This window comes from Acinetobacter indicus CIP 110367, assembly GCF_000488255.1.
In the GTDB taxonomy this organism is placed as follows: domain Bacteria; phylum Pseudomonadota; class Gammaproteobacteria; order Pseudomonadales; family Moraxellaceae; genus Acinetobacter; species Acinetobacter indicus.
Window position 1 is genome coordinate 95,398 of sequence record NZ_KI530757.1, and the last position, 14,261, is coordinate 109,658.

Annotated in this window: 8 protein-coding genes, 3 pseudogenes and 1 other annotated feature; of the genes and pseudogenes, 8 read left to right on the forward strand and 3 right to left on the reverse strand. The window is 42.3% G+C overall.

The window, feature by feature from the left end; translation table 11 throughout:
* Positions 1-60: 60 nt before the first annotated feature.
* Positions 61-2,817 (reverse strand): aconitate hydratase AcnA, encoded by a 2,757-nt coding sequence (acnA, locus tag P253_RS13400; protein WP_016658855.1) that lies wholly within the window; start codon positions 2,815-2,817, stop codon positions 61-63.
* 379 nt (positions 2,818-3,196) lie between these two features.
* Here acnA and P253_RS13405 point away from each other — a divergent pair, with 379 nt between their 5' ends.
* On the forward strand, positions 3,197-3,505 hold the full coding sequence (locus tag P253_RS13405; RefSeq protein WP_004282130.1) for a helix-turn-helix transcriptional regulator: 309 nt from the start codon (positions 3,197-3,199) through the stop codon (positions 3,503-3,505).
* Positions 3,502-4,791, forward strand: coding sequence for a type II toxin-antitoxin system HipA family toxin (locus tag P253_RS13410; protein WP_016658856.1), 1,290 nt, complete (start codon positions 3,502-3,504; stop codon positions 4,789-4,791). The genes P253_RS13405 and P253_RS13410 overlap by 4 nt, the downstream gene beginning before the upstream one ends.
* Positions 4,792-4,808: 17 nt before the next feature.
* Here the strand turns inward: P253_RS13410 and P253_RS13415 are convergent, their stop codons facing one another.
* The gene (locus tag P253_RS13415) at positions 4,809-8,156 is read right to left on the reverse strand and encodes a DEAD/DEAH box helicase (RefSeq protein WP_016658857.1); all 3,348 of its coding nucleotides are present in this window, start codon (positions 8,154-8,156) and stop codon (positions 4,809-4,811) included.
* 641 nt (positions 8,157-8,797) lie between these two features.
* On the opposite strand from P253_RS13415, the gene P253_RS13420 reads away from it, so the two are divergent.
* The 4 genes and pseudogenes from P253_RS13420 to P253_RS13435 all read left to right on the forward strand — a co-directional run bounded on the left by P253_RS13420 (position 8,798) and on the right by P253_RS13435 (position 11,493).
* Positions 8,798-9,061, forward strand: coding sequence for a type II toxin-antitoxin system Phd/YefM family antitoxin (locus P253_RS13420; protein WP_016658858.1), 264 nt, complete (start codon positions 8,798-8,800; stop codon positions 9,059-9,061).
* The gene (locus P253_RS15615) at positions 9,048-9,311 is read left to right on the forward strand and encodes a Txe/YoeB family addiction module toxin (RefSeq protein ID WP_016658859.1); all 264 of its coding nucleotides are present in this window, start codon (positions 9,048-9,050) and stop codon (positions 9,309-9,311) included. The genes P253_RS13420 and P253_RS15615 overlap by 14 nt, the downstream gene beginning before the upstream one ends.
* A gap of 84 nt (positions 9,312-9,395) precedes the next feature.
* Positions 9,396-10,224 (forward strand): annotated as a pseudogene (locus tag P253_RS13425) (IS256 family transposase); the annotation flags it as partial.
* 49 nt (positions 10,225-10,273) lie between these two features.
* Positions 10,274-11,493 (forward strand): IS3 family transposase gene (locus P253_RS13435; RefSeq protein WP_155757101.1). Its coding sequence is split into 2 segments (ribosomal slippage): positions 10,274-10,550 and positions 10,550-11,493, totalling 1,221 coding nucleotides; the frame shifts between segments, so codons are not numbered across the junction.
* Positions 10,549-10,665, forward strand: a sequence feature (AL1L pseudoknot). It overlaps the preceding gene by 117 nt.
* A gap of 36 nt (positions 11,494-11,529) precedes the next feature.
* Here P253_RS13435 and P253_RS13440 read toward each other — a convergent pair.
* Positions 11,530-11,868, reverse strand: a pseudogene (locus tag P253_RS13440) (acetamidase/formamidase family protein); the annotation flags it as partial.
* Between the two features lie 427 nt (positions 11,869-12,295).
* Between P253_RS13440 and P253_RS15620 the strand changes: the two are divergent.
* Positions 12,296-12,469, forward strand: a pseudogene (locus P253_RS15620) (VF530 family DNA-binding protein); the annotation flags it as partial.
* Between the two features lie 665 nt (positions 12,470-13,134).
* Positions 13,135-14,250, forward strand: coding sequence for a bifunctional 3,4-dihydroxy-2-butanone-4-phosphate synthase/GTP cyclohydrolase II (ribBA, locus tag P253_RS13450; RefSeq protein ID WP_016658863.1), 1,116 nt, complete (start codon positions 13,135-13,137; stop codon positions 14,248-14,250).
* Positions 14,251-14,261: the final 11 nt, after the last annotated feature.

The window sequence follows — 14,261 nt, forward strand, 5'->3', positions numbered from 1 at the left end:
TCTGGGCTCATTCCTTAACTGACCGGCATTGTGGTAGGTATCGGGCTTTCATCATTTAATTTAGGAAGTGAGCAAATTACGCAGGACATAGTGCAAGATCCCACCAGCCTTAAAGTATTCCACCTCATTCAAGGTATCAATGCGACACAACACTTGAAAATGGTTACACGTACCATCGGTATGTTGCACATCTACTTCCAGCATTTGATGTGGATAAATATCATCCGACAAGCCTAAAATTGACAGTGTTTCATGTCCGGTTAGATTCAAGATCTGCCGGTTCTGACCCTCCACAAACTGTAAAGGTAACACCCCCATGCCGACCAGATTGGAACGGTGAATCCGCTCAAAACTTTCAGCAATCACTGCTTTCACCCCCAATAGGTTGGTGCCTTTGGCCGCCCAGTCACGTGAAGAACCAGTGCCATATTCTTTCCCGGCAATAATCACTAGCGGGGTTTGTTCTGCCTGATAGCGCATTGCCGCATCATAAATCGAGAGTTTTTCTGCACTTGGAATATGCAGAGTATTGCCACCTTCCTCCCCACCCAGCATTTCGTTTTTGATGCGGATATTGGCAAAGGTGCCTCGCATCATCACCTCATGGTTGCCACGGCGGGATCCATAAGAGTTAAAGTCTTTTGCATCAACCCCCTGTTGCTGCAAATATCGTCCGGCAGGACTATCTTTTTTGATGTTGCCTGCAGGGGAAATATGGTCCGTCGTGACTGAATCTCCCAATACAGCCAAAATCCGTGCCTGTTTGATCTGCTGAATTGGTCGCACCGGCTGATCAATTTCTGCAAAAAAGGGTGGATGTCGGATATAGGTGGATTGCTCATCCCAAGCATAGGTTTGACTTTGTGGAATCTGGATCGCTTTCCACTTGGCATCGCCTTCAAACACTTCCGCATATTCTTTATGAAACATCTCGGTATTCACGTTCTGCAGTGCGGCATCGATTTCCACCTGTGTCGGCCAGATATCTTTTAAATAAACCGCTTGCCCATCAAAGCCTTCACCTATCGGCTCAGCAGTGAGATCAGTTCGAATATTCCCGACCAAACCATAGGCAACTACCAAGGGTGGCGAGGCGAGCCAGTTGGTTTTCACCAAAGGATGCACTCGTCCTTCAAAGTTACGGTTTCCAGAAAGCACTGAGGCTACATTCAAATCGAAACATTGCACAGCTTCTTCAATCGCTTCAGGTAAAGGTCCCGAATTACCAATACAAGTGGTACAACCATAACCTACCAGGTTATAACCCAGTTGATTCAAATAAGGCGTCAACCCTGCTGCATTGAGATAATCGGTAACTACTTTGGAACCTGGAGCCAGTGAACTTTTCACCCAGGGTTTCCGCTGCAAACCTTTTTCGATTGCCTTTTTGGCCAATAGCCCTGCTGCCAACATGACACTGGGATTCGAAGTATTGGTACAGGAGGTAATCGCTGAAATCACCACATCACCATGCTGCAACGGATATTTTTTACCCTCAATCATACAAAAAACATTTTCATGTGGCAGGTTGGCCTGTTTTGCTTCAACAGCCGTACCTCCCCCTCCTTCATTTTCCAGACGCTCTTTTTCTTCTTTGACCGGTTTCAAGGTCAGATCCATGAAAGCATCAAAGGTCTTCGGCACTTGTGACAAGAGTACACGATCCTGTGGGCGTTTCGGACCCGCCAGGCTGGCTTCAACCGTCGACATATCTAAAGCCAGAGTGTCGGTAAAGATTGGTTCATCCCCCGGATTGCGCCATAATCCTTGCAACTTGCTATAGGCCTCTACCAAGGCAATTCTTTCCGGCTGACGTCCAGTTAAACGTAAATAGGAAAGCGTCACCTCATCAACCGGGAAAAAGCCACAGGTAGCGCCATATTCGGGTGCCATGTTGGCAATCGTGGCACGATCCGCCAAGGGTAAATCGGCCAGGCCATCACCATAAAATTCGACAAATTTTCCAACGACGCCTTTTTGGCGCAGCATCTGGGTAATGGTCAGTACCAGATCAGTTGCGGTAATCCCTTCTTTGAGTTTACCGGTAAGCTTAAAGCCGATCACTTCCGGAATCAGCATGGAGATCGGTTGGCCCAGCATGGCCGCTTCCGCCTCGATACCGCCTACCCCCCAGCCTAACACGCCTAAGCCATTGATCATGGTGGTATGTGAATCGGTACCGACCAAGGTATCAGGAAAGGCAAAGCGCTGACCATCGACCTCATTACTCCAGACCACTTGTGCTAGATATTCCAGATTGACCTGATGGCAAATCCCGGTTCCTGGCGGCACCACGCGAAACTGATTGAGCGCAGCCTGCCCCCAACGTAGAAACTGGTAGCGCTCGCCATTGCGTTGCATCTCAATTGCGACATTCTGCTCAAAAGCTTGCGGGCTGGCAAAGTAATCGACCATCACCGAGTGATCGATGACTAAATCCACCGGTGACAGCGGATTAATTTTTTCCGGGTCACCACCGGCTTTGGCCACTGCGGCACGCATCGCGGCAAGATCAACCACTGCGGGAACACCGGTAAAATCCTGCATCAGCACCCGTGCCGGACGATACTGGATTTCCTGTTCTAAGGTTCGGTTGTTTAGCCACCCTGCCAATGCATGAATATGCTCGGTTTTCACCGTGAGCTGATCTTCAAAACGTAGTAAATTTTCTAGCAAGACTTTTAAAGATTTTGGTAGTCGGGACAGGTCACCTAACTGCACTTGCAATTTAGACAGGTTGAAAATCTGATAGTGTTCTGAACCGACGGTTAATGTTTCTAAAGTATTAAAACTATTGATATCAGTATACTTGGCCATCTAGCTTCCCTCCGGCTTGATATGCTATTTTTATGATCACAGTCAACCATTCCTTTACTTACTGTATGCTAACTGCACGGCGGGTTTGTTATTATTTATTATCAGATTGTGCTAAGCAGTTAAATGCAGGGCTGCCAGGAAATTTTGCCAGAGAGTTGCCGACAGTTCAGACCTGGCATTGACAATCTTTCTGCCAATTCCGTAAGGAGATTAAGGTAAATTGAACCGCGTATTTTAACTGTATTTTCAGAGTGATTTCAGATCACTACGTAGCTAAGGTTGTTTTACAGATCGAAATGATAAAGTCATAAATTGCTTTTCAAAAAAAAAGAAACTAATATGTTTCTTAAAGGACCTAAAAGCAATAAATGTATCTACAATGAATAAGTCTTTACTTCAGCAAATCAAAAAAAGACGAACCCAATTGGGCTTAAAGCAAGTTGATATGCAATCCCGTACAGGCATTTCAAGACAGCAGTACCAAAAACTGGAAAGTCAGGGCAACCCTCGATTAGAGACCTTAGAAATTATAGCGGCAGGATTAAATGCTCAACTGATGCTCATCCCTGATGATAAGGTTCATTTGATCAGACAATTATTGAATGATGAAATTAAAGTCACTATTGAAGATCAGGATGACTTAATGACTAACCCATGGAAGGGTCTTCTCGGAGGAGAGGAACCATGAATACTGTTGCCGTCCTGAAATTAACATTACATCACAGTATCGTTGGATACTTGGCAGGATTTCAGAGCGGAAAAAATATTCTGGTTTTTACAGATTCTTTCCGCTCTGATCAGCAACGCCCGACCTTGAGCCTGCTGACTTCCCCCTTGTATCCTCAAGTGGATAAGATTTTAGAAAAGACCTATGTTACACATCAGCGTTTACATCCCTTGCTATCAAACTTGCTACCAGAAGGTGCATTATGCGAACTAATTGCACAAAGCCTCAAAGTACATATAGACAATGAATTTCAGTTATTGGCAGCTTTAGGTCATGATTTACCTGGAGCACTCATTGCGACTCCATTAGATCCAGAAGAAATTCCAGATGAAATAAAATTCAAACTGCAGATCTCTAATCCAGATCAGATCTTAAAGCAAGAGATTCGAACAGATAATAAGTTTTCCTTGGCCGGCGTCCAAATGAAGTTTTCCATGAAAGCCAAAGATGGGCGTTTTACACTAGTCCAGGCAACGGAATCGTCTCTACTCGGGGACTGGATTGTCAAAACTCCTTCTTCCAGACATGCTTTTGTTCCGCTAAATGAATATTCTATGATGAGCCTTGCCAAAATGGTCGGAATAGATGTCCCTGAGATTCGCTTGGTGGATATGGCACTCTTACAAAACCTTCCACCATTAAATTTACCCCAAGAGCAATATGCTTTTGCAATCAAAAGATTTGATAGACAGAGTACTGCTGATACTACAGAGCTTATTCACATCGAAGACTTTGCTCAGATCTTCGGTGCATATCCACATCAGAAATACAGCACCACAAATTATGAGCAGATAGGCAAGATCATTTACCAGTATTCAGATAACAAAATTATTGATATTCAGCAATTTGCCAGCCGCTTACTCATCAATATTTTACTCGCCAATGGAGATGCGCACTTAAAAAACTGGAGTATGATTTATCACGATAAAACAACGCCAAGATTATCCCCTGCATACGATATATTGATGACCAGTGTATATATTGAAAATGAGCGTCATTTCGCCTTAAATCTTGCCAAAAATAAAGATTGGTATTTAGCTGAGATGAAACACTTTGAACAATGGGCTGAAAAAGTCGGTGTTCCATGGCGTGTTATTGAAAAACAACTTCACGCCATTATGGACAAAGCACGGTCAGTATGGCCAGCGCTATTACTAGACTTACCTATGATTTCCGCTCATAAAGAAAAATTAAGAGAACATTGGAAAAAATTGCATCCAGACTTTCAGATACTTACAGGTGATTAGGGCAACCAGTAACCAAACTAAAATTTCTCAAACAAGTTCATCACATCATTTTCCGTCAGTTTCGCTTCTCCCTCATGATCGGTGCTTAAAATTGACTGTGCCAGTTCGGCTTTATTTTGCTGCAAGGCAATAATTTTCTCTTCTATGCTTTGGTTGGTAATCAGTTTATACACAAATACCGGTTTGTCCTGTCCAATCCGCCATGCACGATCTGAAGCTTGATCCTCAGCAGCAGGGTTCCACCATGGATCATAGTGAATGACTGTATCTGCGGCTGTTAAATTCAGACCGACCCCTCCTGCTTTCAGACTGATTAAAAACACAGGCACTTGTCCAGACTGAAATGCAGTAATAACTTCATCTCGCTTTTTGGTCTGCCCAGTCAGTTTCACATAGCCAATTTCTGCGTGATGAAGTTGCTGCTCAATCAGTTCCAACATTGAGGTAAACTGAGAGAAGATAAGAATTTTTCGCCCCTCTTCCACCATTGGAACGACCATATCGATCAACTGTTCAAGTTTGGCAGAGTGTGCCTGCCCGGTTTTCACTGAATCCAGTTTCAGTAAGCTAGGATGGCAGCACACCTGACGTAGCTTCAGTAAGGCATCTAAAATTTGAATTTGACTACGTTTAAAGCCTTTTTCTGCCACAATTTTCTGAATGCTTGCCTGCATCGTGGCGCGAACAGCCTCATATAGCTTGGATTGCTGTTCATTCATGTCAATATTGACTTCAATCGTGGTTTTTTCTGGCAATTCTTTGGCGACGTCAGTTTTCAAGCGACGTAAAATAAAGGGTTTAATGCGGTTTACCAACTTTTGCCTTAACTGCTGATCACCGCGTTTTTCAATCGGATAGCGGTATTTTTTATTAAAGATTTCTTGTGAATATAAAAATCCTGGCATCAGAAAATAAAATATTGCCCACAGCTCACCCAAATGATTTTCCATAGGTGTACCGGTTAGACATAGACGATGTCGTGCTTTTAATTGCCGTACCACCTGTGCAGCTTTGGCACGCGGATTTTTGATATTCTGTGCTTCATCCAAAATGAGTTGATGATATTCATATTGTTTCAGTTGTTCTTCATCTCTCGCCAAGAGCGGATAGGTGGTTAACACAATGTCATAGTGCGGAATCTGCTCAAAATGCTGATGGCGGTCGGGGCCCTGTAGCAGCAGTACCTTGAGCTCAGGGGTAAATTTCTGCGCTTCTTTGAACCAGTTATGCATCAGCGATGTTGGCGCAACAATTAGTGCAGGTCTGTCCTGCAAATGTCCAGCCTGCTTTTCCATGAGTAAATGCGCTAAAGTTTGTGCTGTTTTGCCCAATCCCATATCATCCGCCAGAATCCCGCCATGCTGGGTTTCCCTTAAAAACTGTAACCAGCCTAAGCCCTGCTGCTGGTATGGACGCAATTCCCCCTGAAAACCTTGTGGTGTCGGCAGTTGTTGCTGATAGCCTTGTTTGAATTTCTGTACAAATTGCTGCAGCTGGTCACTGACCTGCCATGTCATCCCAAGATTATGCTGTAATTCTAATAGTTGACTCGCATCATAGCGATCGATACTGCGCTCTTCTTGCTGTAAAATGCTCTGCAGATGCAACAATACCGGCTTAATGTCCCTGGCGGATAGAGCCAAATCAGGTTGATCCACTGCAGTTTTCAGGGTGAAAATTTGACTGTCATGCAGATGAATAAACGTCCGCGGATCAAGTAAATCAGGATTTTCTCGCACCAAAGCTACGAGCGCATCAAGCAAATTATAACAATTGCCTGCACTATCCTGAACCGTCGCCCCGATATTGAACCAGTCCTGCTGGCTTTCAGACTCAGTGATGGAAATATTTAAATTTTCTACATATTGCAGGTTAAAGGGGCTGTTTTCCAGATGCTCTATCTGCCAGCCCATCAACTCAATTTGATTGATGGGCATGAGTTGCCTGATCCAGTCTCCATAGAAAGCAAAAACCATAGAATCGAGACGTTGTTTATCAAGTTTTAATTGCTGTTCATTGCTCAGATCTTTCACCCACTCCAGTGATTCGACCAATAGCTGTAAACGCTGGATTGCCTGTTGTTCCTGAACTAAGTCCCGAAGCTGTCGCACCATTTTGCCATGCTGCTCACCAATAAAACTGTCACCTGATGTACCTGCTTTTATTCGCCAGCCTGCATAGGAGAATTCAATTTCAGCACAAACAGACTCCTCCCATTTCCAATCAAATTTATCTAAAACACCGAAGCGTAAAATTGGCTGGGGATTACCCTGTAAGACTTCAATCTCTTGAAGAAACCCAGGTTTCGGCAAGTTATGTATCGTTGTAGATTGATGGGTAAGCTGCTCAAACTCAGTCAAAACCGTCGCAGGCATCTCTGGCATCCGCCAAAGGTAGTACAGTAAATCCGATGTATATTCACTATAGAGTTGCCCTACCGTATTCTTGTGAATATCGATATAACAAAGTGGCTGACTTACAAGAATTTGAAGATGTGGATTCGATTTTAAATTGAGTCGAACATTTCCATTGACCAACTCAAAATCTAAGTGCTCAGTCTGTTTTTCAATGCTCTTTTGCCAAGAAAATTCAAGCTGATAGCTTTGTTCTGACCATGTAAGTGGAGCATCACTTTTTTGTTTCCAATAGACATCACCACTCTGAATGAAAGATTTAAAATGCTCTAAGACAATGCCTGATATATCAAGACTATTTCCATAAGAAAACTCATTCTGATTGAGCTTGGCATAATAATAAATTTGATTAAATAATTGTCGCTTCCCATCAGGCAAAGACAGACGTTTTTTTAGAATATTGCCATATTCAGTATAAGAACTGACACCTGTGATCGTCCCACTTTTATTACGTCTACCTTTGCGAACCTCAAGTTTTAACCCGAATAGACCTAAAGGCTGATCTAAATAATAAAGTAAATAATTACTCGTTGTCTTTTGCTGCTCTAACTGGGTATGTTGTAAATACTGCTTAAACTCACTTAACCAGCGTTGTGCTTGATTAATTGCAACCCGATCTTTTTGAGTGTGAGATGATGACTGAGAGTCAACATAGCTCTTCAGATATCCTTCTCGATATTCTTGATAAAATAATTTGGCTAAAGCAGCAGCATGTTTACAGTTATATCCAACCGGACAAGTGCAGTCGTCATCAATTAAACGGTCCTTTTTAAGATTATAGGTAATTGCAGTATCGTAATAATCTGTCCCTTCAATTTGGGCATACATCGTGACATCGTCATTTTCCTCAAAGAACTCAATCGTTTTCCTATCAATGTGTTTAGCATAGCTCTGGCTGCGCTGAAGAGTTGCAGTACTAAAGCGAGATAGAAAATTGATCAATGAGGACATAATTACCAGACACTAAAAATGTTTATACAATTATAACGGACAAAGCTGTCATTTCAGAATAGTAGGGCTTTGTTGCACAAAGATTTATAATTTGAAGCATCCCCCCAACTCACTCAAATTTAAATTATAACTCGCTATCTGGTAGTGAACTTTGGTGTTTTTTCTATTGGCTGGCGTAAATACTTTTAAGCTGCCTGAGGTATCAGCAAAGGCAGAGCCCTGCCCATCGACCCCATTGCTTCAGACTACTGGGGCCAGATATTCCAGATTGAACTGATAGCAAATCCCGGTTCCTCGTGACACCATGCAAAATTAATAGAGCTTAAAGCAAGTTGTTAGACTCTATTAGATTGTAAATATCTAATTAGACTTCTTTAATTTAATAGTATCTTCAGTCGGCTCTGTTGTATAAATATGTAAGCATCTGATTTAAATAAATTTAATTTTGGATCAAAAAATAATCAAAACTTTTAAAATCATATAGTTATGAAATCTTTATGCAACAAAGCCTATTTGATATAAAACTGTTACACAAAATTGACAACATGTACAGAATTCTGTACATTTTAGATTGTAAAGTTCAATCACTATCATCTAGTCAGTAGCGTTTTAACACAGCTTACTTTATGAGGGAGAAATATATGCATGTATTTACATATACAGACGCACGTAACAACTTAAAATCTGTTTTAGATAAAGTTATTGATGATGCAGATGTCGCTTTCATTACAAGAAAAGAAGGCGGTCATGCTGTAGTAATGGGACAAGATCATTACGACAGTTTAATGGAAACGTTGTATCTCCTTTCATCTCCAAATAATACCACTCGTTTAAACGAATCAATTGCTCAATTACGCGCAGGTAAAACCAAACAAAGAGAGTTGATTATAGATGACGAGTCGTAATGTCGAATGGACTGAAAATGCCTGGGATGAATATATCTATTGGCAAACACAGGATAAAAAGATACTCAAACGTATCAATACCTTAATCAGAGAATGTCAAAGAACACCCTTTGAAGGATCTGGAAAACCAGAACCTTTAAAAGCAAATCTTTCAGGATTCTGGAGCCGTAGAATTGATGAGAAGCATAGATTAGTTTATGAAGTGACGGATGAACGAATTTCCATTATTCAATGTCGGTTCCATTACTAATAATATTCCCTATTCTTAGTATGGGAGAGTATTTTATGAGACTGTAAATTAAATTGTGTAATTGCCTGAATTTGCTATGTTCATATTCACAACGGAGTCAGGCAACATGATGAACAACTAAAAGACCTTGCAGCAGAATTTGCTAAAGGAATCAAAACAGAAGACGATCTCAATCAATTCACCCGATTGTTGACTAAACTCACCGTTGAAACGGCTCTCAATGCGGAACTTACCGAACACCTCGGACATGAAAAGAATGCTCGTAAGCACGGTTCTAATGCCCACAATGGTTATTCTAGTAAGACTAACTTAGCGATGATGGTGAGGTTGAGATCACGACACCACGAGATCGTGATGGCACATTTGAGCCACAACTGATTAAAAAGAATCAGACCCGTATCACGCAAATGGATAGCCAGATTCTATCCCTTTATGCCAAAGGCATGACCACCAATGAAATCGTTAATACCTTCAAGGAAATGTACGATGCCGATGTATCTCCAACGCTGATTTCCAAGGCGAACAGCACTGCTGTGAGGATGCCGTCAATGAGCAGGTTGCTGAATGGCAAAACCGTCCGTTGGATGCGATCTATCCCATCGTCTATATGGACTGTATTGTGGTTAAAGTCCGTCATAATGGCAGTGTCATCAACAAGGCTGTATTCCTTGCCTTAGGCATTAATATTGATGGACACAAAGAACTGCTCGGCATGTGGATGGCTGAGAATGAAGGTGCAAAGTTCTGGCTGAATGTCCTGACTGAGCTTAAAAACCGAGGGTTGCAGGATATTCTGATTGCCTGCCTTGCGAAGCAGCGCTTCTCAGGACTAAAAGGCCTTCCTGATGCGATTAACAGCGTATACCCGCAAACCCATATCCAGCTGTGCATTATCCATATGCTGCGTAACAGTGAACCGTACCGGGTTTGTCGGAGACTCAATATTCTGAGAGACTATTCCGATGAAAAAACCAAACTATACCCCCGAAATTAGAGAAAGAGCGGTTCAATTACTAATTGAATCTGAAAAAGATTATCCTTCTACTTGGGCAGCAATCACAGCTATTGCGCCTAAAATCGGTTGTACTCCTGAAACATTGCGTGTTTGGTATTTAAAGCATATGGATCAACTAAATCCTGCCAAAGTACAACAGATATCTGACCAAGAAAAAATGAAGCAAATGGAACGTGAAATTAAAGAATTAAAACGTGCCAATGAAATTCTACGTAAAGCAGCCGCTTTTTTCGCCCAGGCGGAGCTCGACCGCCCACACAAATAATGGTGGATTTTATCCATAATAATAAAGAGCTGTACGGAGTCGAGGCGATTTGTAGAATTTTACCGATCGCACCCTCAACCTATTACCGGACTCTAGATCTCTGCGAAAATCCAGAACATCGAGCAAAGCGAGATTTACATGACTTGCATCATGCTGAGGAGATTAAACGAATTTGGAAGGAAAGTTCAGGTCGGTATGGTGTACGTAAAGTCTGGCAAAAACTGAAACGTGAAGGCTATATTATTGCACGCTGTACTGTTGCTCGATTAATGAAAAAGCTAGGTATACAAGGTGTTTGGCGAGGTAAGAACAAACAAACCACCCGTAGCCGAGATGACCAAAAACGAGCAGATGATTTAGTGAAACGTAATTTTACTGCTGATCATCCTGACCAACTGTGGGTCAGTGACTTTACGTATATTCAAACTCATTCAGGCTGGGTCTATACCGCCTTTATTATTGATGTGTTCTCACGAGCAATTGTTGGTTGGAAAGTATCTACACGAATGAATACCGATATGGTGCTCGATGCATTAGAGCAAGCATTACATGATCGAGGCATGCCAAAGAATGTGATTCATCATTCCGACAGAGGTGTGCAATATCTTTCCATTCGTTATACCCATCGTTTAGAAGCAGCAAATTTACGAGCATCAGTCGGTACGACTGGTGATTCATACGATAATGCTTTGGCTGAAACGGTGAATGGCTTATACAAAACAGAGGTGATTGAATATCTAAAAGCAGATTGGCAAGGTTTAGCAGATGTACAACTTGCGACACTAAACTGGGTAGATTGGTTCAATAAAAAGCGTGTACACAGTGCACTGGGTTATGTATCGCCTTTTGAGTTTGAAGCAATGTACTATGATAAGATTAACCCGTTAGGTCAGGTGGCCTAACTTAAATAAAAAGTCTCCGACAAACCCGGTACGGTTCAAAATATGCTCAGGTTTCACACCTTTAGAAGTGAAATACTTTTCAGCATCACGCCCTTGGTCTTCAAGCAAGCCTTCATGCGAAACTGTATCAAAGGTAATAGTGCTGCCTGATGGAATGGTCAACACAGGTTTGGCATCTTTGTTAGGTAAATAGCCCCAAGTGATGGTATTCAAGGTGCTTGGAACATAATAATTCCCTTTATATTCCCCACTTTTGAGTAAGACTGGTTTACTTTCAAGCTGTTTTAAAATTTTAAAATCTTCAGCTACCGCATGTGCAGAAATAAAAGAAAAGCTTGCTGCAACAGCAAGAGACAAAGCTAAAGGTTTTAACATATGTTCAAATTCCATGAAAAATTAATGCAAGCTAACTTCATGCAATCCCAATGCCAATCTGGTACATACCCCATCATAAATATTCAAAATTTAATCATTTGATCGATCTATACTTCTTTGAATAAATTTCAATAGGCTTTGTTGCATAAAGATTTTAAAGATAGAGCTTTCCTAAGTTGTTCAAATTTAAGTGGCAACTTGGGTGTGCGGTAGATTTTGTGTGTAGACTTCTTCATTTGGAAATTATATTGCTGAAGAAGCTCTTCAGAACAGCTTTGTGCAACAAAGCCGGTGAGAGTTATCGTTTGAAGGATAAAAAGAATAGGGATTCAGCTACAGGTTAAAACTTAATACGAGGTCAAAGGGGTCAATTTTACTTTGCCATTTTTAAGGTAAAAGGGGGCAATTTAATAATGCCGTTGACAATGATTACTACGGTGGCTTTGAAGGCTTAAGTCACAAAATCGAAATTAGATGTTTTTGCATAGACCCAAGTGTTAAAGCATCATTACGATTCTTGCGTACCACACCATGGGCACGTGAAAAGGTAGAAAGCTTATATTTGTACGTCTTACGCCAAAAGGCCAAACAGAAACCGTAGCCTCAGGCAACACCTCTCTCATCATAAAATTATACCAGTCAGTAAAATACCCTTAGATTAAGCATATGTATGTTGGTTATTATTGTTGATTATCACAATAAATTTATGACCAAAAATCAAAGTACCCCACCCCACCTTAAATTACGTCACACAGAATAAAAAATCTATATAACTGTTATATATAGAGTTTATTATCATACCAATTATGTTGTTTAGTGTATTTTATGTCGGTGACTCTTGCCAAGGTTGGGGTCGCGAGTTCGAGTCTCGTTTCCCGCTCCAAATTCAAAAAGCCCTGATCGAAAGATTGGGGCTTTTTTTATTGCCTATTCTAAAATTTTTGAACCTCACCCCAAGCCTGTTCGCCATTCCTGTTTTATCTGGCTGATTTAAATCGTAGTCTAAATGTATAAAAGCGTTTTTAAAAAACTCCCAGTTTTTGCGGCTTGCTGTGTATATTTTTATACAGATCAATTGCTTAAATATTCTGCACAATTCAAGCTTTTTCCAGACACCGGCCCTTTTCAAGCCAGCAACCACTGTGTATAACAATGAAGCAGACCGGGAAACGGATAAGCATAGGCAAAACCTACGAAAAAGCGTTAGACTATGCCACAATTAATGTCATGAAAATGTCCGTTGAGACAAAAAGAAGGTGAAGGTTGATGCCGCTCAATACAGTTGAAGAGCTCGTAGCAGATATCCGTGCAGGAAAAATGGTTATCCTGATGGATGATGAAGATCGTGAAAATGAAGGCGATTTAGTCATGGCTGCCACGCATGTTCGCCCGGAAGACATCAACTTTATGATCACCCATGCCCGCGGTCTGGTCTGCCTGACCCTAAGCCGTGAGCGTTGCCAGCAGTTAAACCTGCCACTCATGGTCGATGCCAACGGCGCCCAGCATGGCACCAACTTTACCCTGTCGATTGAAGCCGCAGAAGGCATCACCACCGGAATTTCCGCGGCTGAACGTGCGCATACCATTCGCACGGCGGTTGCCGCCCATGCCAAACCGGCCGATATTGTCCAGCCGGGCCATATTTTCCCGCTGATGGCGCAACCAGGTGGTGTGCTGCACCGTGCCGGTCATACTGAAGCCGGCTGTGACCTGTCCCGTTTGGCTGGTCTAGAACCTGCTTCGGTGATTTGTGAAATTATTAAAGAAGATGGCACCATGGCGCGCCGTGCCGATCTGGAAGTGTTTGCCGAAAAACACGGTCTGAAAATGGGCACCATCGCCGACCTGATCCATTACCGCATGACCAATGAACAAACCGTTGAGCGTCTAGATCAGCAAAGCATTGATACCGAATATGGCAGCTTTGACCTGTATCGTTACCGTGAACTGGGTAACCCGGATATTCATCTGGCGCTGGTCAAAGGTGAGCCAAAAGATGGCGTGACCACCGTTCGCGTGCATGGGTTTAATCCGACCCGTGACCTGCTAAAACTGAACAAGCAGGATGGTGAACCGGCCTGGAATCTGGACCGTGCCTTAAAAGAAATTGCCAATAGTGATCGTGGCGTATTGGTCTGGATTGGCCAGCGTCATCTGCAGGATTTAGGTCCGGCACTGGACAGCTTAAATGCACCGAAGAAAAGTAAATCCAATGCGGCGCTGTCTCAGCAGTATCAGACCATTGGTGTCGGTGCACAGATTTTACGTGATTTAGGTGTTGAAAAAATGAAGCTGCTCAGCTCGCCATTACGTTTCAATGCCTTGTCCGGCTTTAACTTGGAAGTGGTGGAATACGTCACCGCACAACAAACAACTTAAGAAATCATCGA

Coding starts and splice junctions, on each gene's coding strand:
- P253_RS15615 (WP_016658859.1), top strand. CDS start 9,048: ATGACGAGTCGTAATGTCGAATGGACTGAAAATGCCTGGGATGAATAT.
- P253_RS13420 (WP_016658858.1), top strand. CDS start 8,798: ATGCATGTATTTACATATACAGACGCACGTAACAACTTAAAATCTGTT.
- P253_RS13405 (WP_004282130.1), top strand. CDS start 3,197: ATGAATAAGTCTTTACTTCAGCAAATCAAAAAAAGACGAACCCAATTG.
- P253_RS13415 (WP_016658857.1), bottom strand. CDS start 8,156: ATGTCCTCATTGATCAATTTTCTATCTCGCTTTAGTACTGCAACTCTT.
- P253_RS13410 (WP_016658856.1), top strand. CDS start 3,502: ATGAATACTGTTGCCGTCCTGAAATTAACATTACATCACAGTATCGTT.
- ribBA (WP_016658863.1), top strand. CDS start 13,135: ATGCCGCTCAATACAGTTGAAGAGCTCGTAGCAGATATCCGTGCAGGA.
- acnA (WP_016658855.1), bottom strand. CDS start 2,817: ATGGCCAAGTATACTGATATCAATAGTTTTAATACTTTAGAAACATTA.